This window comes from Brevibacterium limosum (assembly GCF_011617705.1).
Lineage (GTDB): Bacteria > Actinomycetota > Actinomycetes > Actinomycetales > Brevibacteriaceae > Brevibacterium > Brevibacterium limosum.
In genome coordinates this window covers 3448627-3466665 of the sequence record NZ_CP050154.1, presented here as the reverse complement: position 1 = coordinate 3466665, position 18039 = coordinate 3448627, and the positions used below count along the sequence as shown (strand labels likewise).

At 64.4% G+C, this 18039-nt stretch carries 17 protein-coding genes; 13 read left to right on the top strand and 4 right to left on the bottom strand.

Features of this window, described 5'->3' with window-relative positions; genetic code table 11:
* Positions 1-36: 36 nt before the first annotated feature.
* Complete coding sequence (locus tag GUY37_RS15655; protein WP_166827496.1) at positions 37-963, top strand: ABC transporter ATP-binding protein; 927 nt, start codon at positions 37-39, stop codon at positions 961-963.
* Complete coding sequence (locus tag GUY37_RS15650) at positions 960-3491, top strand: ABC transporter permease (RefSeq protein WP_166827495.1); 2532 nt, start codon at positions 960-962, stop codon at positions 3489-3491. Before GUY37_RS15655 ends, GUY37_RS15650 begins: the two co-directional genes overlap by 4 nt.
* Before the next feature lie 78 nt (positions 3492-3569).
* Here GUY37_RS15650 and GUY37_RS15645 read toward each other — a convergent pair whose 3' ends face one another.
* On the bottom strand, positions 3570-3980 hold the full coding sequence (locus GUY37_RS15645) for a hypothetical protein (protein ID WP_166827492.1): 411 nt from the start codon (positions 3978-3980) through the stop codon (positions 3570-3572).
* Between the two features lie 107 nt (positions 3981-4087).
* Between GUY37_RS15645 and GUY37_RS15640 the strand changes: the two genes are divergently transcribed.
* The 4 genes from GUY37_RS15640 (at position 4088) to GUY37_RS15625 (ending at position 8651) form a co-directional block, all read left to right on the top strand.
* Entirely contained in the window at positions 4088-5374 is a 1287-nt protein-coding gene (locus GUY37_RS15640; RefSeq protein WP_166827489.1) for an adenylosuccinate synthase, read from the top strand.
* 291 nt (positions 5375-5665) lie between these two features.
* Complete coding sequence (locus GUY37_RS15635) at positions 5666-6592, top strand: Bug family tripartite tricarboxylate transporter substrate binding protein (protein ID WP_166827486.1); 927 nt, start codon at positions 5666-5668, stop codon at positions 6590-6592.
* Entirely contained in the window at positions 6589-7143 is a 555-nt protein-coding gene (locus GUY37_RS15630) for a tripartite tricarboxylate transporter TctB family protein (RefSeq protein WP_166827483.1), read from the top strand. Before GUY37_RS15635 ends, GUY37_RS15630 begins: the two co-directional genes overlap by 4 nt.
* Positions 7140-8651: a tripartite tricarboxylate transporter permease gene (locus GUY37_RS15625; protein WP_166827480.1), complete on the top strand. Its 1512-nt coding sequence runs from the start codon at positions 7140-7142 to the stop codon at positions 8649-8651. Before GUY37_RS15630 ends, GUY37_RS15625 begins: the two co-directional genes overlap by 4 nt.
* Before the next feature lie 5 nt (positions 8652-8656).
* Here GUY37_RS15625 and GUY37_RS15620 read toward each other — a convergent pair whose 3' ends face one another.
* Both GUY37_RS15620 and GUY37_RS15615 read right to left on the bottom strand, forming a co-directional pair.
* Entirely contained in the window at positions 8657-9100 is a 444-nt protein-coding gene (locus GUY37_RS15620) for a carboxymuconolactone decarboxylase family protein (protein ID WP_166827478.1), read from the bottom strand.
* Positions 9101-9199: 99 nt separating this feature from the next.
* Positions 9200-9478 (bottom strand): hypothetical protein, encoded by a 279-nt coding sequence (locus tag GUY37_RS15615; RefSeq protein WP_166827475.1) that lies wholly within the window; start codon positions 9476-9478, stop codon positions 9200-9202.
* A gap of 169 nt (positions 9479-9647) precedes the next feature.
* Here GUY37_RS15615 and GUY37_RS15610 point away from each other — a divergent pair, with 169 nt between their 5' ends.
* Both GUY37_RS15610 and GUY37_RS15605 read left to right on the top strand, forming a co-directional pair.
* Positions 9648-10487, top strand: a complete 840-nt coding sequence (locus GUY37_RS15610; protein ID WP_166827472.1) for an urea carboxylase-associated family protein — start codon at positions 9648-9650, stop codon at positions 10485-10487.
* A gap of 29 nt (positions 10488-10516) precedes the next feature.
* Positions 10517-11422, top strand: a complete 906-nt coding sequence (locus GUY37_RS15605) for an arylamine N-acetyltransferase family protein (protein WP_166827469.1) — start codon at positions 10517-10519, stop codon at positions 11420-11422.
* Between the two features lie 88 nt (positions 11423-11510).
* Here the strand turns inward: GUY37_RS15605 and GUY37_RS15600 are convergent, their stop codons facing one another.
* Positions 11511-12263: a helix-turn-helix transcriptional regulator gene (locus GUY37_RS15600; protein ID WP_166827466.1), complete on the bottom strand. Its 753-nt coding sequence runs from the start codon at positions 12261-12263 to the stop codon at positions 11511-11513.
* Positions 12264-12348: 85 nt separating this feature from the next.
* On the opposite strand from GUY37_RS15600, the gene glsA reads away from it, so the two are divergent.
* The 5 genes from glsA to GUY37_RS15575 all read left to right on the top strand — a co-directional run bounded on the left by glsA (position 12349) and on the right by GUY37_RS15575 (position 18012).
* Positions 12349-14163 (top strand): glutaminase A, encoded by a 1815-nt coding sequence (gene glsA, locus GUY37_RS15595; RefSeq protein WP_166827463.1) that lies wholly within the window; start codon positions 12349-12351, stop codon positions 14161-14163.
* A gap of 144 nt (positions 14164-14307) precedes the next feature.
* Positions 14308-14952, top strand: a complete 645-nt coding sequence (locus GUY37_RS15590; protein ID WP_166827460.1) for an ABC transporter permease — start codon at positions 14308-14310, stop codon at positions 14950-14952.
* Entirely contained in the window at positions 14949-16220 is a 1272-nt protein-coding gene (locus GUY37_RS15585) for an ABC transporter ATP-binding protein (RefSeq protein WP_166827456.1), read from the top strand. Before GUY37_RS15590 ends, GUY37_RS15585 begins: the two co-directional genes overlap by 4 nt.
* Complete coding sequence (locus tag GUY37_RS15580; protein WP_166827453.1) at positions 16217-17011, top strand: ABC transporter permease; 795 nt, start codon at positions 16217-16219, stop codon at positions 17009-17011. Before GUY37_RS15585 ends, GUY37_RS15580 begins: the two co-directional genes overlap by 4 nt.
* A 65-nt stretch (positions 17012-17076) precedes the next feature.
* Positions 17077-18012 carry a glycine betaine ABC transporter substrate-binding protein gene (locus GUY37_RS15575; RefSeq protein WP_166827450.1) on the top strand — a complete coding sequence of 312 codons (936 nt, stop codon included), beginning with the start codon at positions 17077-17079 and terminating at the stop codon, positions 18010-18012.
* The last annotated feature ends 27 nt before the right edge of the window (positions 18013-18039 follow it).

Here is an 18039-nt window from a genome sequence, read left to right as displayed (position 1 = left end):
ATGTGGGCGGGTGGGTTCGGCGACGAAGCTGGAGGCATGAACACATCAGCGACACACACCGATGCCCATCCCTCCCAGACTCCGCCCCCGACCCCCGCGCAGGGTTCGACCCGGGCCCAGGGGTCGAATCCCGCACCGAGGCTGGCCATCCAAGCCATCGGACTGCGCAAGACCTACGGAAGAGGGGACGCGCAGGTCCGACCGCTCGACGACCTCAGCCTCGACATCGAAGCCGAACGCTTCACCGCCATCATGGGACCCTCCGGCTCGGGCAAATCGACGCTGCTCAACATGCTCGCCGGACTCGACACCCCGGATTCGGGCGAGGTCTTCATCGGGCGCACGGCGATCTCACGGCTCAGCGACCGCAAGCTCACGGCGCTGCGCCGCGACCGCATCGGCTTCGTCTTCCAGTCCTTCAACCTCGTGCCCGCGATGAGTGCCGAGGAGAACATCCTGCTGCCCTCTCAGCTGTCGGGACAGAAGACCGATCGTCGCATCTTCGACCGCATGGTCGACCTGCTCGGTCTGCGCGAGCGTCTGGGCCACCGGCCGCACGAGCTCTCCGGCGGACAGCAGCAGAGGGTAGCCGTCGCCCGTGCCCTCGTCGCCCAGCCCGATGTGCTCGTCGCCGACGAGCCCACCGGCAATCTCGACTCGAGCTCCGGTGAAGAGGTGCTGAACATCCTGCGCGCCTCGGTCGATGAGCTCGGCCAGACCGTCGTCATGGTCACCCACGATCCCCGGGCCGCAGCCCGCGCCGACCGCGTCGTTCTGCTCGCCGACGGCCGCCTCGCCGGTGAGCTCTCCCACCCGGATCCGGAGTCCGTGGCCGCAGCGCTGATGAATGTCACGGCAGGCTCGGCAGCTTCGGCAGCCGCACCTGCTGGGCAGTCAGCCGGGCCCACAGCCGGGCCCGGGTCTGCAGCCGGGCCTGCGCCGGCAGACGGAGGTGCCCGATGATCCGCATCGCCTGGTCCAACCTCCGCAGCGCCTCCGGGCGCCTGAGTGCGGCGATGATCGCGATCGCCGTGTCCGTGGCCTTCATCGTCGCGGCACTCCTGTTCTCCCAGGCCTTCGGCGACACCCTGCGCAACCAGGTCCGCGCCGAATGGGCCGGTGCCGACGTCGCCGTCACCGCGGCCGCATCCGACGACCCGGCCGCCGCGGCCGATGAGGCCTCCCCGCTGACCGATTCCATGCGTCAGACGGTGGCCGACGTCGATGGGGTCGAGTCCGCCCAGCTCACCGAATCCGCCTTCGTCTCGGTCTCGGCGGGATCCACGTCGGTGACGGGGTCGGCGACGAACCTCCCACAGGGACAGGCGGAGACCGTCGACGGCTCCGCCCCGGACTCGGATGACGAGCTCATGCTCCGCGAAGCCGATGCGAAGACCCTCGGGGTCGGCGTCGGCGACACCATCACCCTCGGCGAGTTCGACGGGGCGCGGCGGTCCGCCGATGGGCCGAGCTTCACCGTCTCGGGCATCATGCCCGGCTCCTCGGCCGCAGGGATGAATCTCTATCTCACCGACGGCGGACTCAAAACTGCGCCGGGTGAGCTCGTGCCCGACTCCATCCGGGTCGTCGCCGACGACGGGAGTGATCGCACGGCCCTCGCCGAGGCGGTCGGCTCCGCGCTCGCCGATGCCGGTGCCGACGTTTCGGTCCGGACCGTCGACCAGGTCGTCGAGGACCAGATCGAGTCGCTGTCGAACACCTCCGACATGCTCTCGACCGTCGGCATCGCCTTCGGACTGCTGGCCGCGGGGGTCGCGGCACTCGTCATCTCGAACACGTTCAACGTCCTCGTCGCCTCCCGCACCCGCGTGCTCGCGCTCTTCCGCGCGATCGGAGCCTCACGCAGTCAGGTGCGCGGAGCCGCGGTGGTGGAGAGCCTGAGCCTCGGAATCGTCGGATCCGTGCTCGGCGTCGGGCTCGGACTCCTCATCGGATGGGGACTCTCGGCCGTGGTCCGTGCGCTGTGGATGCCGGAATTCGCTCAGATGTCGCCGTCCGTCTCGGCGTTCGTCGTCGGACCGGTCGTCGGCATCCTCGTCACCCTCGCCGCGGGGCTGATCCCCGCGATCCGGGCCTCTCGGGTCTCCCCGATCGAAGCGCTCCGCCCGGTCGATGTGCCTGCCGCCGCCCCGCGCATCCGGTGGGTGCGTCTGAGCCTGACGCTTGTGCTCGGCATCGCCGGAATCGGACTGTGCCTGCTCGGCACCACCAGCCAGTCCGTGCTGTTCGGCATCGTCGGCTGCTTCGCGCTCTTCGTCGCCCTCCTCGTCGGTGCGAAGGTCTTCGTCCCGCCCTTGGTGGCGCTCTTCGCCGTCGCGGTCGGTCTCATCACTCGGCGCTCGCCGGCGGTGAAGCTGGCCGGGCGGTCGGCGAGCACCGCGGGAGGACGCACCGCCTCGACGACGGGTGCTCTGCTCATCGGCATCACCCTCGTCACGGCCGTGGTCGTCGGTTCGTCGAGCCTGCAGCGGACCCTCGAACTCGCCACCGCCGAGGACACCCCGGTCGACCTCGTGGTCTCCACGGCAGGCCAGAGCGGTGCCGACGATGCGAAGATCGGCTCCGTGCTCGATGATTCTCCGATCGTCGAGGAGCGCGAGAACGTTCCGGCGCCCACCGCCTCGGTGAGCGTCGCTGGGACCGATGGGTCCGGTGATGTGGCGATCACCAGCGCCGAGGCGGCCGCGGACTCCCCGGTTCTGCGCAGCGACGGCTACGACGTCGATGAGGGCACGATTCTCATCGACCCGAGATCGGTGGGACTCGACGACGCGGATTCCGATGTCGACGGTCAGACCGCGACCGTCCGCCTCGGCGATCAGGATCTCGATCTGACGATCGAGACTTCCTTCGACGTCCCCGCGGGGACGGCCCTGGTCAGCGGTGGCGATGCGAAGACCCTCGAGGCGGCGGCCGGCGACGATGTGGCCGAACAGACCTGGGCGAAGATCGCCGATGACGCTTCGAGTTCGCAGATCGAGGCCCTGACCTCAGAACTCGATGCCGTGGGCGCCGCAGGTGATGCGGCTGCCGCACAGTATCGGGCGGAGTTCGCCTCGATGTTCCAGGTCGCGCTGAGCGTGGTGCTCGGGCTGCTGGCGGCTGCGGTGGTCATCGCCGTGATCGGAGTGAGCAACACGCTCACGCTCTCGGTCATCGAACGACGTCGAGAGGGCGCGCTGCTGCGGGCGCTGGGATTCACCCGAGCGGCGATGTCGCGGATGATCACGATCGAATCGCTGCTCATGACGCTCATCGCGCTGATCGTCGGAGCCGGGGTCGGCACGTTCTTCGGTTGGGTCGGAACGGCGTCGATGATGCCCGCCTCAGCGAATCCGGTGCTGTCCGTGCCGTGGACGCAGATCGGACTGATCGGCGTCGCCGCAGTGCTCGCCGCCGTCCTCGCCTCGGCGATACCGGCCCGGTCCATGTCGCGGATCGCCCCGGCCAAGGGCATGAGCATGGAGTGAGCGCCGGATGCACTGCGCGCCGCGGCCCCGGCTACTTCGGGACCGCGGCGCGCGGTGTGCATGTGTGTGGGAGCTGACTCAGTCTTCCCAATCGGTCCAGGTCATGGTTCCGTCGAGCGTGGCCGAGCCGAGCTCGGTCCCGTCGAAGGTCACGCTCTCATCGTCGACGTTGACGCCCTTGGGGCTGTTCGCCTTATAGGGGCGTCCCTCGCCGACCTTGGCCATGACGAAATCGGTGCCCTCGGCCTTGACCAACGGCAGCTCATTGTCCGTCTTGCCGATGATGTGTCGGAGACTGCCCGGCTTCCCGGAGCAGTAGACATCGGTGGGTTCGATCGTGACGGTCTTCTCGCCGGTGTCGAGAGTGAGCTTCGCGTCCGCCGAATCGTCTGGGGAAGCGTCTGGGGACTCGTCCGAGGCTGAGCCGGAACACCCGCCGAGAGCGAGGAGGCCGGCAAAGGCAGCTGCGGTGATCGATCTGGTGCGCATCGGTCCATTATCGCCGACAGAAGCTCCCACTGACCTTCGTGTCGGTGTGACCCAGTAGACTTAGGGAGTAATGACATCCCCTTTTCACTTCGAGGTGAAGTACTCTCATGCCAGCAATCGTTGTCGTCGGCGCTCAGTGGGGCGACGAAGGTAAAGGTAAGACCACCGACATCCTCGGCACCAGCGTCGACTACGTGGTCAAGCCCAATGGTGGGAACAACGCCGGCCACACGGTTGTCGTCGGAGGAGAGAAGTACGAACTCAAGCTTCTGCCGGCGGGCATCCTCTCACCGAACGTCACCCCGGTCATCGGCAACGGCGTCGTCGTCAACCTCGAGGCGCTCTTCGAGGAGATCGACGCACTCGAATCCCGCGGCGCGGACACCTCGAAGCTGCGGATCTCGGCGAACGCCCACCTCGTAGCCCCGTACCACCAGACCTTGGACAAGGTGACCGAGAGGTTCCTCGGCAAACGTGCCATCGGCACCACCGGCCGCGGCATCGGCCCGGCCTACATGGACAAGATCGGGCGTCTGGGCATCCGCGTCCAGGACGTCTTCGACGAGTCCATCCTGCGGCAGAAGATCGAGGGATCGCTGCGGCAGAAGAACGAACTGCTCGTCAAGGTCTACAACCGTCGGGCGGTGTCGGTCGAAGAGATCGTCGAATACTTCGAACCCTTCATCGAACGTCTGCGTCCCTATGTCGCCGAGACCGAGCTCATGCTCAACGAGGCGCTCGACCGCGGTGAGGTCGTCGTCATGGAGGGCGGTCAGGCGACCATGCTCGACGTCGACCACGGCACCTACCCGTTCGTCACCTCGTCGAACCCGACGGCCGGCGGATCCTGCGTCGGCACGGGCATCGGACCGACCCGGATCAACCGCGTCGTCGGCATCGTCAAGGCCTACACGACCCGTGTGGGTGCCGGTCCGTTCCCGACCGAACTCTTCGATGAGATGGGCGAATACCTGCAGAAGGCCGGCGGAGAATTCGGTGTCAACACCGGTCGTCCGCGCCGCTGCGGCTGGTACGACGCGGTCATCGCCCGCTACGCCGCCCGCACCAACGGCTTCACCGACTACGTGCTCACGAAGCTCGACGTGCTCACCGGCATCGACCGGATCCCCGTCTGCGTGGCCTACGACGTCGACGGAGTGCGCCAGGACGAGATGCCGGTGTCCCAGACCGAGTTCCACCACGCGAAGCCGATCTTCGAGTACTTCGACGGCTGGACCGAGGACATCACCACGGCCCGAACCTTCGACCACCTGCCGGAGAACGCGCAGAAGTACGTGCTCGCCCTCGAGAAGCTCTCCGGCTGCCGGATGTCCGTCATCGGCGTCGGTCCCGATCGCGAACAGTCCATCGTGCGTCACGACCTGTTGGACTGAGCGGGTCCGGGGAAACTCCGGACATCATCACGTGCCGAAGGGCGGAATCGACAGTGAGTCGGTTCCGCCCTTCGGCATCTGCCCGTTAGGTGGGAACACCTGACGAGGCACTCAGACTGCTTGTCTCATTCTCGCAGGATTCATTGAGGCTTGAAGTCGTTCAAGGGTAACGTGCCGGTCATGCTCCACTTCGGATTCCCAATGGCGAGAATATCCTCCCTGAAACGAACTCTTCTGCGTGTCGCCGCTGTGTCTGCGGGACTTGCGCTCGTCGCGTCCACGGCTGCGTGTATGCCTGACGTCCACAGAAATGATGGCTTCCCTCCGCCCCGGGTCACCGCGATCGCTGCGGGATCCCCGGGCGGTGGCCTCGATCTGACGACACGCATCACGAACGACGGCTTCGAAGCCGCGGGCATCGACACCTTCATGTCGATCGAGAACATGGGAGGCGGTGGAGGCAATCCGGCTCGTGCCGCCGTCCTCCAGCGGGAGAACGATGGAACGTCGGTCGTATTCGAGTCCAACCGGATCTTCCTCTCGAACATCACGGGAGCGACAGATATGTCTCTGGACGACTTCACGCCACTGGCTCAGCTGACGACCGACTATGAAGTGTGGATCGTGAAATCCGGGTCGAAATACGACTCCGCAGAGAAGGTGCTCGATGACATCAAGGAGGACGCAGGATCGGTCAACTTCGGAATCGGGACCGTTCCCAGCGACGATCAGCTCAACGTCCTTCGCCCCGCCAGCGAGTACGGAGTCGACGACCTGTCCGAGCTCAATCTCGTCGCGTTCTCCGATGGCGGCGATCTCAACAACGAGCTGCTCGGTGGGCGAATCGATGTGGCGTCGACGGGGATGTCGGAGGCGATGGAACTCGTCGACAGCGGAGACGTCGAAATCATCGCAGTCTCTGCTCCGGAACCGGTCGATTCGGCACCAGGGGCTCCGACGTGGCACGACCTCGGATTGGACATCACGATCAACCACTGGAGAGGAGTCTTTGGCCCGAAGGACATGCCTCAGGACGCAGTCGACTGGTGGCGAGAGTCATTGAAGAGAGCCGTGGAGACTGACGAATTCGCCAAGCAGTCCGAGGCCTTGGGGATCAACCCCGAATACGTCGCCGGGGAGGAATGGCTCGACACGGTGATTCGACCCGAGCAGGAGGAATCGACCGAAGTGCTGCAGAAAGTGGGGTTGGTGAAATGAGCGCGAATACGGATCCGACCGCATCTCGACCGGTCGGCGAACCGCACCATGAACCAGGAAGTCGGACCACCTCGGCGATGGTTTCGAGCATCATGCTCGGCTTCCTCGCGATCTTCTACCTCATCAATGCCTTTCTCCTGCCGGACGCAGCAGGAGAGGACGGAATCGGTCCGAAGACGTTTCCACTGGTCGTCGGCGTCGTCCTCTTCTGCACGACCGCTCTCGGGATCATCGCGATTCTGCGCGGAAGCGTCGACGTCAGGCCGGTCCGGGGACAGGAGATTCTGCGCGTCGCCTGGTGCATCGTCCTCTTCGGTCTGTATGCGGCCTCGATCTTCCTCATCGGCTTCGTCGAAGCCTCAGTCATCTTCTCGATGCTGGTCTCGATGACGGTGTTCGGAGTTCGTCTCAGTGCCGCACGAGCTGTTGGGCTCTTCGTCATCAACCTTGTGATCGCGATGGTTCTGTTCCTCGTGTTCGATGTCTGGCTCAACGTGCTGCTGCCTGTCGGCTGGTTGGAGTACTGGGTATTCGGAGGTCTGCAGCTGTGAGCACAATCAACGATCTCCTCTCCGCTCTGGGCGGTATCGCCGCATCACCGACTCTGCTGTTGGTCATCCTGGGCGGCGTCGTCCTCGGAACCATCGCCGGTCTGCTGCCCGGCATCGGTCCGTCGACCGCTATTGCGCTGCTCCTTCCTGTGGCGATCACAGTTCCGGCCGAGATCTCTCTCCCACTCATGGTGTCCCTGTATCTCGGTGCGGAATACGGCGGCAGGATCTCGGCGATCCTGCTGAACATCCCAGGCGATCCCGGCGCCATCATGACCACCCTCGACGGTCACCCGTTGGCGCTGAAAGGCAAGGCGGCCACCGCCCTGTCGATCTCCGCCATCGCATCATTCGTCGGCAGTGTGCTCGCGTTCCTGGGACTCGCCTTCATCGCGGGACCGATGTCGGAACTCGGATTGGCATTCGGCCCCGGCGCCTATTTCGCCGTCGTCGTGATGGCGCTCGTACTCAGCGCCACCCTCGTCGGTTCGGCACCGATGCTGGGACTGACAGCGGTTGCCATCGGAGTGGCCGTGTCGACCGTCGGCATCGAGCTCCAGTCCGGACTTCCGCGCTTCACCTTCGGCAGTTTCACCCTGTTGGAGGGGATCGATTCGATCGTCGCCATCATCGGCGTCTTCGGCGTCGGTGAGATTCTGGCCAGCACCACGATGGGCAAGGACTCCCAGGTGATGTCGAAGCTGTCGGGACGCTTCCTCCCGACGAAGTCCGACCTGAAGCAGGGAACGCTTCCGAGCTTGCGAGGATCGGTCATCGGGTTCGTCGCCGGTGTCCTTCCAGGAGCGGGAACGACGATCGCTGCCTTCTTCTCCTATGGACTGGAGAAGCGACTCGCACCGGCATCGGCAGGGATGGGCAAGGGTGCTGTTCGCGGACTGGTCGCACCGGAGTCTGCGAACAATGCTGCGGTGTCGGGCTCGATGGTGCCTCTGCTGACCTTGGGAATCCCGGGGTCGGGCACGACGGCGGTTCTGCTCGCCTACCTGATGATGTACGGCCTCAATCCCGGTCCCGGTTTCTTCGACGCGAATCCGGAGCTCGGGTGGACGATCATCGGGGCACTGCTCTTCAGCGCGATTCTCGGTGTCGCCATCAACATCGGCGCGTCCCCGCTGCTTGCGAAGATCCTGGCCATTCCGATGCCGTTCATGGCCCCGGTCATTCTCATCCTCGCGCTCATCTCCTGTTACAGCATCCACAATTCGGTGACCGATGTGTACATCGCACTGGCCTTCGGCGTACTCGGCTATGTGATGCGTCTGGTCGGAATGGCGCCGGCGCTGCTGGTGATCGGACTCGTCCTGGGAGAGATGCTCGAGCGCAACCTGCAACAGGCGCTGGGCCTGACCGGCGGCGATTTCTGGGCGGTCATCACCGACCCATTGGCCATGGTGTTCCTCATCATCGCTCTGCTGGCACTCGTGTCAGCTCTGCCTTGGAAGCGGATGCTCGGGAAGAAGAACGCTGACGCCCAAGTCGATGCCTGAGGTGCTCAGTCCAGAGGTTGGTGGGTGCTGACGGCCAGACGATTCCAGACGTTGATGGCTGAGATCGCCATGAGCAGTTCGACCATCTCCTGTTCGGAGAACATCGCCGAAGCGGCCGCCCAGGCCTCATCCGAGACGCCGTCGGCGATGTGCGTGACCTCTTCGGTCATGCGCAGCGCAGCCTGCTCACGCTCGCTGTAGACCGAAGTCGCTTCCTTCCATCCGGCGAGAACGTCGACCTTGACTTGGTCGACCTCGGCCTTGCGAGCCTCACCCGCATGCATGTTCAGACAGTACGCGCATCCGTTGAGCTGGGAGGCACGCAGTTTGATCAAGGAGAGCAGACCCTCACCGAGGCTGCCGGAGTGGATGTACTTCTCGAGAGCGTAGAGCGGCTCGTAGGCTGTCTTGTCGGCAGCGAGGATGCTGAGTCGTTGGGTCTCGGACATGAAAATCATCTTCTTCACGAGGTATTCCGGTGCTCACTGGAGTGAGCAGCACTTGGGTTGTCACCTGCTCCCGGAACTGTCGGCCGAGCAGGTGCGGTGTCATCCGCGCAGCTTGCGAATGGACTCGAGGGCGTCATCGTAGGCGGCGGCGATGTCGACGAGGTCGATCCGGTCCGGCAGGTCACCTGAGGGCTGATGGCTGAGGAGGAACTCCACGGTTGCGCGAGCAGTGGCCTCGTCATTGCCCAAGACGCCGTCGGAGGCCTCTTCGGCATCTGCGAACATCAGAACGATCTCATCGGTCCCTGTTGTCGTGTGGATGCTGGCCAGGAACTCTCCCGTGTCCTGCATCTCGACGTCGATCTTCTCGTCAGCCATTCCGACCTCCCAATGTTCGGTACACGCGGTTCGGTAAACGCTACGGCGCGGCCCATTCAGCTGCGTCGGTTGTCTCTGTTCAGCATAGACCCGACGATCAACCCCTTGGGATGCTGAGCAGAAGCTGGCATCGTTGCAGGCAACACAGCCAGGCAGGAGGACGCACCACATGACACAGAATCGTCTCCGGGAAGCCGCCTACCAAGGTGCCGCGCTCGACGTCGACAGAGACTTCTACTCACAGATCGGTGACGACATCCAGTCCCGGGAAGTCATCGACGAGTTCATCATTCCCATCCGCTCCGGACAGGCGTGGGACGTCCCCGCCGGCCATGTCTGCCGCATCTCCACCGTCGACGGCCCACAGGTCGGCGACCTCAACCTATGGAACCGCCACGACCCCAGGGAACGATTCTGGGCGGCACGGACCCGACAGCTGCAGGCCGCCCACGTCTCGACCTTCGACCGCCTGTGGTCGACGCTGCCGTTCCTGCGGCCCATGGCCACTATCGTCGGTGACACTCTGGCCGACTACGGCACCGACCCGGAAGGCGGCCGGCTGCATGACACACTGGGCACCCGATGCGACCCATATGTGTCGCAGATGCTCAGCGGCGTCGACTTCGACTACCACTGTCACTCCAATCTCGTCCGCGCGATCCTGCCCTATGGGCTCACCGAATTCGACGTCCACGATGTGCTCAACGTCTTCCAATGCACAGGACTGAACGACAATGACGAATACTTCATGAAGACCTGCCCCGCGCGACCTGGAGACTACTTCGAGTTCTTCGCCGAGCAGGACCTGCTCGCGGCACTGTCCACCTGCCCCGGCGGCGACCTCTCCGCCCCGATGTTCGGCGAGGGCTCGTCAGATCCGGTGGAGAACTGCCACCCCCTGCAGGTCACTGTCTATCGGACAGCCCAGAGCCGCCTCGGTGAGTGGGAGCAACCGGCATCCCCGAACTATCGAGGAGCCCACGGGCTCCGACCTCAACCGTGGACGTAAGCACGCGACCAGACCGGAAAGGACCTGCAATGGCATCGTCAACGCTTGTGACACGGTACGCCGACCGGCTCGGCCTCGACAGTTCGGAGGACGTGCTGCGACGTCGGGCGCACGGGACGACCGACGAGGTCATCGACCTCATGGATGAGCTGCTGGCCGCCCACATCCGGTCGATCTGCTTCGAGAATCTCGACGTCATCGCCGCACGCGCGGCAGGGGAAGCACGGAGCGTCCCCACCGACCTCGACTCCCTGACGAGGAAGCTCCTCGACGCCGGTCGCGGCGGCTACTGCCACGAACACGCGACACTTATCCGTGCCGTACTCTGTGAGCTCGGGCTGAGCGTGTACCCGATCCTCGCTCGCGTCCACCTCGGCGACGGGAGGACTGCCCCCGGCGGTCTGACGCATCAGGCGACGATCGCTGTTCTCGGCGGACGGCGGTTCCTCGTCGATCCTGGATTCGGCGGTGGGATGCCGGAGGCCGCGCTCGCACTCGAGGCGGAGTCGAGACCACGCATGACCGAGCACGGAGAGCACAAGCTGGTCCCGGCGGACACAGTGCTGGAGCCTGCGATGCGAGCGGAAGCCGAATGGGCACTGCAGTCCCGGACCAGCTCTGATCAGGAGTTTCGCACCGTCTATGCCTTCGCGGACGTCCCGCGTGAACAGGCCGACCTCGAGGTGTCGAACTGGTTCACCGCGACGAAACCCGGAACACGCTTCACCGGGGCGCCGGTGGTGGCGAAGACACTCGGCAAAGGCGGAAAGGTGTCGCTCGAGGGCAGCAATCTGCGCAGCCTACGGCCCGGTGGTGAGCCAGAACGCGTCGAGCGGACTCTGACCGATGCCGTCGACTTCGCCGCCGTTCTCCGTGAGGAGTTCGGGTTCGACCTCGACCGATCGTTCACGGACCCGATCTGGGGCGTCGCCTGAAGACACTGAAAGTGGCATGAATCGCGTGAGTGAGTAGTGCGGTACAAGTCTCCGGCTGTGCTGGACGAGCCCGTGACCAGTTGCGCGATCAGCCGTGCAGGGACTGTCGGTATCGGCCCGGGCTCATGCCGACCAGCGCGGTGAATACGGTGATGAACGAGCTGGGATTCGCCCATCCGCATTCGGCTGCGGTGTCGTAGACGCTCCACCCGTCGGTCAGGAGCAGCAGCGCCCGGTGGATGCGCAGCTCGGCACGCCACTGACGGAACGTCATCCCGGTCTCCTGCTGAAACAGCCGCGTCAGAGTCCGCTCGCTGGCTCCCACCCGATGGCCGAGCTCGGCCAGGGATACGGGGTTCGCCAGGTCCTCCTCGACGAGTTTCGTCACGGCCAGCAGTCGATCGTCCTGCGGCTCAGGAAGGTGCAGCGGCTGCTCGCCGGTGCCCGTCAATTCGTCGATGATGACGAGACGCAGCCGGTCCGTGCTCGGCTTCGTCCGGCGTCTCGGACTGGTCAGAGCCAGCATCGCCTCCGCGGCCAGCGGTGTCGTCGCCAGTACTGCGGGCCGGTCGACCAGGGCGGCGGCCATCTGTTCGGGCAGGAAGACGACGCGCATGTCCGTGGTCCCGTGCGCCCGGTGCTGATGTTCGAAATCCGCCGGCACCCAGACGACGCGATTCGACGGGGCGATCCACGACCCGGCACTGGTCACCAAGGACAGCACCCCCGTCGCGGGATACACCAGATGCCCGAGGTCGTGGGTGTGCGCCGGCGTTCGCTCATCGTGGCCGAGAAGGTGGATGAGTTCGGGGCTGAGGGATTCGTGGCTGAATTCGTCCATTCGGAGTCAGTCTAACGGTGGGCCGCCGCGGGAGGGCAGGTGAAACCGGCCGTGCCCGGTTGCACGCTGTCTTAGAGTTGACTCCATGCAATCCCCGATCCAGAGGTATGTCGAAGGGCTGCTCGACGAGGTCAGCGGCAGTGACGCGGGTGTCCCCTACCCGATCCATCCCGCGGGCGATGCTCCGGACCCCCAGGACTTCGCGATCTGTCTGGCCACGGTCGACGGCTATGTGTACTCCGCTGGTGCCTCGGACAAGCGGTTCTCGATCCAATCCATTTCGAAGCCATTCAGCTACGGGCTGGCGATGGCCGATCACGGCATCGACGCCGTTGATGGGAAGGTCGACGTCGAACCGTCGGGCGATCCCTTCAACGAGATCTCCCTGGCGCCGAGCACGGGGCGGCCCGCGAACGCGATGATCAATGCCGGAGCGCTGGCAGTGGTGTCGATGATCAAGGGCAGTGGCGGCAAATCCGCGCCTCGGCGGATCACGGAGTTCTACTCGAAGTTCGCCGGGCGTCGACTGACCGGGAGCAAAGCCGTTCTCGAGGTCGAAATGCGCAACAGCGACCGGAATCATTCCCTTGCCTATCTGCTGAGTTCGTTCGGGATCATCGAGGACAATCCGACGCGGGCGCTGGAGAACTATCTGCGACAGTGTTCGACTCAGGTCACCTGCCGTGATCTGTCGCTGATGGCCGCGACATTGGCCAATGGTGGAATCAACCCGCGCACCGAAGAGACAGTGCTCGAGATAGAGCAGGTCGAGCGGATCCTGTCGGTGATGATGACTTCAGGGATGTACGACGATGCCGGTTCCTGGGTCAGCAGTGTCGGCATGCCGGCCAAATCCGGGGTCGGCGGCGGCACACTCGCCGTCCTGCCGGGCCAGGCAGGGCTGGCCGTGTACTCACCACCGCTGGACGAGCACGGCAGCAGTGTGCGCGGTGCGGAAACCTGTCGCAGGCTGTCGGCCGACATGGAGATGCACTTCGTGCGCTCGGCTACCAGAGGCAATTCGACCGTGCGGCAGGGTCCAGGGATCATTCAGCTGCCTTCGCGGATCCGTCGCACAGAGGAACAGGCGGCAGTGCTCGAAGACCTCCACGAGAGGTGTCGGATCATCGAAGTCAGCGGAGACCTGGCCTTCGCCGGTACAGAGTCGCTCGTCCGCGCCGTCAGCGAAGCCGATGACGAAGTCTCACTCCTCGTCATCGACATGCAGCAAGTCAACGAGGTCGGTGCGCTGGCCACGCAGATGCTCGAAGAGGTCTCTCATCGGCTGCAGGAGGCCGACAGGCAGCTGGTGCTCATCGACAGAGGCGGACTGTTCGACGATACCGAGCTGTCATCTGATCCGGCGGTGCAGATCTTCACCAGCCGCGGGGGCGCAGTTGAGTACTGCGAGAATCAGCTGATTTCGGCTTCGGGAGCGGCCGTCGGCGAGCCTGGTCGAGTCCTGGTGGAGAACAGCCCGGTGCTGGCGCCGCTGTCGTTGCGGCAGCGTGACCAGCTGCTGTCCTATCTGGTGCCGCGGCAGTATGACGACGGCGATATCATCCGTCGCGTGGGACAGCGGTTCGGCGGGGTTCACTTCATCGTCTCCGGCCAGGTGAACACCATCGTCACGGACCCCGGCGGGGAGCGGGTGCGACTCAACACGCTCAGTGCCGGAATGACCTTCGGAGAACTGGCATTGGGCAGCGATGACCGGCAGGAGACGACAGAGAAGGCCGTGGGTTCTGTCGAGCTTATGATCCTCACACCCGAGTCGCTGGACGAGCTCGAAGCGGAGGATCCGCAGCTGGGGCTGCAGCTGTGGCGGGCACTCACTCGCGATGCCTACCTGCTTGTCGACCGCTATCTGCGCGAGACCGCAGTCCGCCTCAACTATTGACTCTTTCCGATGCCCATCGAAATGGGGTCGACGACAAGCCTGTGAGTTCACTTCGCTTCAGCTGGAAACTCGGTGAACTACAATAGAACGGATATTGCTCTTCACCGTGGAGGCAGTTCACGTCGCCGGAAGGAGTAGGAGCCTATGGGGTTTGGGGAGTTCCTCGGCAAACGCGCCGACGACATGATCGAACTCGGGCTGGCGCATGCAGCGGTCGTCGGTGCGGCAGTGCTCATCGCCACCGTCCTCGGCGTCGCACTCGGCGCGCTGACCTTTCAGCACGAACGAGCCCGGGAGATCGTGCTGGCCGTGACAGGTTCCTTCCTCACGATCCCCTCGTTCGCGCTCTTCATCCTGTTGCTGGGTCCTCTCGGCCTGGGATGGCCGCCCGTGCTGCTGGCGCTCGTCCTCTACGGGCTCCTGCCCGTGGTGCGCAACACCATCACAGGTCTCCGTGAGGTCGATCCGGCCATCATCGAATCCGCCAAGGGAATGGGCCTCAACCGCAGGCAGCGACTGATGCGTGTCGAACTGCCGCTGGCCTGGCCGGTCATCATCACCGGTGTGCGCGTGACAACCCTCGTGCTGCTGGGAATCGCCGCCATCGGAGCGATCGTCAACGGCCCCGGCTATGGCGAGCTGATCTTCACCGGCCTGGCACGAGTCGGCACCCCCGTCGCCGTCAACCTGGTGCTCGCCGGCACGGTCGGCGTGATGGTCTTGGCGGTTCTGTTCGATCTCGTCTTCTACGCAGTCCAGAGACTCACCACTTCGCGAGGTATCCGATGACACAGACAACGAATCCAGCTCAGCCCGGCTCCGCTGCCGAGCCCGATGTCATGATCCGTTTGGAAGGCCTGACGAAGCGCTTCCCCGGCCAGAAGGCCAATGCCGTCGACGAACTCACGATGGACATCCGCGAGGGTGAGATCGTCGTCCTCGTCGGCCCCTCCGGCTGCGGGAAGACCACGACGATGAAGATGATCAACCGGATCATCGAACCGACGTCCGGTCGCATCATCCTCAACGGGCAGGACGTGACCACTGCCGACGCCGACGAACTGCGGCGGCGCATCGGCTACGTCATCCAGCAGGTGGGGCTGTTCCCGCACGAGACGATCGGCCAGAACATCGCCACAGTCCCCAAGCTGGTCGGCTGGAGCGCCGAACAGGTGCGCAGCCGAGTCGACGAGCTGCTGCGGATGGTCAACATGGACCCGGACGAGTACCGCGATCGGTTCCCCAAGCAGCTTTCCGGCGGACAGCAGCAGCGCATCGGCGTCGCCCGCGCTCTCGGAGCCGACCCGTCCGTGATGCTCATGGATGAGCCCTTCGGAGCGATCGATCCGATCACACGTGACCGTCTGCAGAACGAGTTCCTGCGCCTGCAGTCCGAAGTCCGCAAGACGATCGTATTCGTCACCCACGACATCGACGAGGCGATCAAGATGGGTGATCGGATCGCGATTCTGCAGGAGGGGTCTCGCATCGCGCAGTACGATAGGCCCGAGCAGATCCTCACCGCACCGGCGAATGACTTCGTCAAGGACTTCATCGGTTCCGGTGCCTCGCTGAAGAGGCTCAACCTCTCGCGCGTCAGCGAGATCGAACTGGGCAGCTGGCCGACGGTGACCAGTGAGGACTCACACGAACGGGCCCACGAGCTCCTGGCGGAGTCGATCCACAGCGCCGTGCTGGTGCTCGACAGCGAAAGACGGCCGGCACGCTGGGTCACCGCTGATGATCTTCGCCGAGGCGGAGGAGGACGGCTCGACCAGATCGGTTCGGTGCCGCAGGCCGTGATCGAACCGAGGGCCACCCTGTCCGATGCGCTCAACGAACTGGTCGCCGCCCGCTACGCCGTCACGATCGTCGTCGACGAGCACGGACGCTATCAGGGTGTGGTCGACATCGACCAAGTCAATGAGTCGATCCGCACGATGCGCAGCTCCGCCGTCGCCGAGGCGCGCGCGGAGTTCACGTCCGCACCATCGGCGTCGACGGCATCCGCTCAGGCAGACTCCCCGGGCACCGGCACCTCGGAGACGTCATCATGAGCCAGACTTCTGCTGAGCACCGCTCCGATGCGGGAGTGGTCACCCAGACCCCCTCTGCTGCGCATCGACGCACATGGCTGGGCTACCTCACGGTTCCTGCGTTCCTCGGCCTCGTCTGCCTCGGGCTCTTCCTCTACGTGCAGAGCAGAGAGCTCGACACGATCGAGCAGCGATCCCTCAACATCGACTCGATCGCAACGACCCTGCAGGAGCACATCGTCCTCACCGCAGTGTCGACGCTCGTCACACTCGTCATCGCCGTACCGCTGGGAGTGCTGCTCACACGTCCTCTGACGCGACGGATCCGTCCGTTCATCATCGGCGTGCTGACCATTCTGCAGGCGGTTCCCACGATTGCGATCCTCGTGCTGCTCGCCGTGGCCTTCCTGTTCTTGGGATTCCAGGCCGCCATCGTCGGACTCGTCCTCTACGCCATCATTCCCGTCCTGCTCAACACCATGGTCGGTCTCGAACAGGTCGATGAGAACGTGTTGGAGGCCGGACGCGGTATGGGGCTGTCGCGGATGCAGGTGCTGCATCGGCTTGAGCTTCCGCTGGCCGTGCCGGTCATCCTCGCCGGTGTGCGCACAGCGCTGGTCATCAACGTCGGCACTGCCACTCTGGTGACCTATATCAACGCGGGCGGATTGGGCGACATCATCGTCGCCGGTCTGTCGACCAACCGCGTTCTCGTCCAGATCGTCGGTGCTGCTCTCACCGCAGTGCTCGCTCTGCTCATCGACTACATCGCCGGAATCGCGGAGGACTTCCTGCGGCCCAAGGGACTGTGAGCGACGCGAAGGCCTCGAATCGCGAAGCCGCCTCACGGATTCGACCAACTGAAGGAGAAGACATCATGTCCAGGAAATCGAAGCTGACACCGATGATCGGCACGGCAGCCGCAGCCATCCTGCTGCTCACAGCCTGTGGGGGAGGAGGGGGAGAGAGCCCCAACGAAGGGCTGCTCGACGGCGCCGACCTGACCGCAGGGTCGAAGGAATTCACTGAATCGGTGGTGCTTTCGCAGATCACCTTGAAGGCACTCGAAGATGCGGGCGCGAGCATCGAAGACCAGACCGGCATCTCCGGAAGCGCAACCGTGCGCGAGGCCCTCGAAAGCAAGGAAGTCGACTTCTACTGGGACTACACGGGAACCGGCTGGGTGAACATCCTCGGCAAGACCACCGAAGACGTGCCGGAGGACCTGTTCAAAGCGGTTTCCGAGGCCGATGCTGACAACGGCATCGCCTGGCTGGACCCTGCGCCATTCGAGAACACATACCGGATCGCGGTCAAGAACGACTTCGCCGAGTCCAACGGCCTCAAGACGATGTCTGATGCCGCGAAGTTCATCGCCGACCACGAGGACCAGGGGAAAGTCTGCGCCGCCAGCGAATTCGTCAATCGCGATGACGGACTGCCCGGGCTGGAAGAGGCCTATGGGTTCGAATTCTCCGATGTCGTGGAGCTCGACCTCAACCTCATCTACCCGCAGGTCGGGAAGAAGTGCCAGTTCGGGGAGGTCTTCTCCACCGACGCCAGGATCAAAGCCAATGACATGACGGTCCTCGAGGACGACAAGGATTTCTTCGTTCAGTACCAGGGCGCCATGACTCTGCGCCAGGACACACTCGATGAGTACCCGGAGATCGCCGAGATCATGAAGCCGATCTCGAAGAAGCTGACCAATGAGGTGATAATGGAGCTCAACGGCCGCGTCGACACCGACGGTGAGATGCCTGAGGACGTGGCTGAGGAGTGGCTCGAGGACCAGGGCCTCATCGGAGGCTGAAGCCTTCTGCCGCTGAAGGACGATCCC

Coding starts and splice junctions, on each gene's coding strand:
- GUY37_RS15650 (WP_166827495.1), top strand. CDS start 960: ATGATCCGCATCGCCTGGTCCAACCTCCGCAGCGCCTCCGGGCGCCTG.
- GUY37_RS15575 (WP_166827450.1), top strand. CDS start 17,077: ATGTCCAGGAAATCGAAGCTGACACCGATGATCGGCACGGCAGCCGCA.
- GUY37_RS15615 (WP_166827475.1), bottom strand. CDS start 9,478: ATGGCTGACGAGAAGATCGACGTCGAGATGCAGGACACGGGAGAGTTC.
- GUY37_RS15590 (WP_166827460.1), top strand. CDS start 14,308: ATGGGGTTTGGGGAGTTCCTCGGCAAACGCGCCGACGACATGATCGAA.
- GUY37_RS15585 (WP_166827456.1), top strand. CDS start 14,949: ATGACACAGACAACGAATCCAGCTCAGCCCGGCTCCGCTGCCGAGCCC.
- GUY37_RS15645 (WP_166827492.1), bottom strand. CDS start 3,980: ATGCGCACCAGATCGATCACCGCAGCTGCCTTTGCCGGCCTCCTCGCT.
- GUY37_RS15620 (WP_166827478.1), bottom strand. CDS start 9,100: ATGTCCGAGACCCAACGACTCAGCATCCTCGCTGCCGACAAGACAGCC.
- GUY37_RS15635 (WP_166827486.1), top strand. CDS start 5,666: ATGCCTGACGTCCACAGAAATGATGGCTTCCCTCCGCCCCGGGTCACC.
- GUY37_RS15655 (WP_166827496.1), top strand. CDS start 37: ATGAACACATCAGCGACACACACCGATGCCCATCCCTCCCAGACTCCG.
- GUY37_RS15640 (WP_166827489.1), top strand. CDS start 4,088: ATGCCAGCAATCGTTGTCGTCGGCGCTCAGTGGGGCGACGAAGGTAAA.
- GUY37_RS15605 (WP_166827469.1), top strand. CDS start 10,517: ATGGCATCGTCAACGCTTGTGACACGGTACGCCGACCGGCTCGGCCTC.
- GUY37_RS15630 (WP_166827483.1), top strand. CDS start 6,589: ATGAGCGCGAATACGGATCCGACCGCATCTCGACCGGTCGGCGAACCG.
- glsA (WP_166827463.1), top strand. CDS start 12,349: ATGCAATCCCCGATCCAGAGGTATGTCGAAGGGCTGCTCGACGAGGTC.
- GUY37_RS15610 (WP_166827472.1), top strand. CDS start 9,648: ATGACACAGAATCGTCTCCGGGAAGCCGCCTACCAAGGTGCCGCGCTC.
- GUY37_RS15600 (WP_166827466.1), bottom strand. CDS start 12,263: ATGGACGAATTCAGCCACGAATCCCTCAGCCCCGAACTCATCCACCTT.
- GUY37_RS15580 (WP_166827453.1), top strand. CDS start 16,217: ATGAGCCAGACTTCTGCTGAGCACCGCTCCGATGCGGGAGTGGTCACC.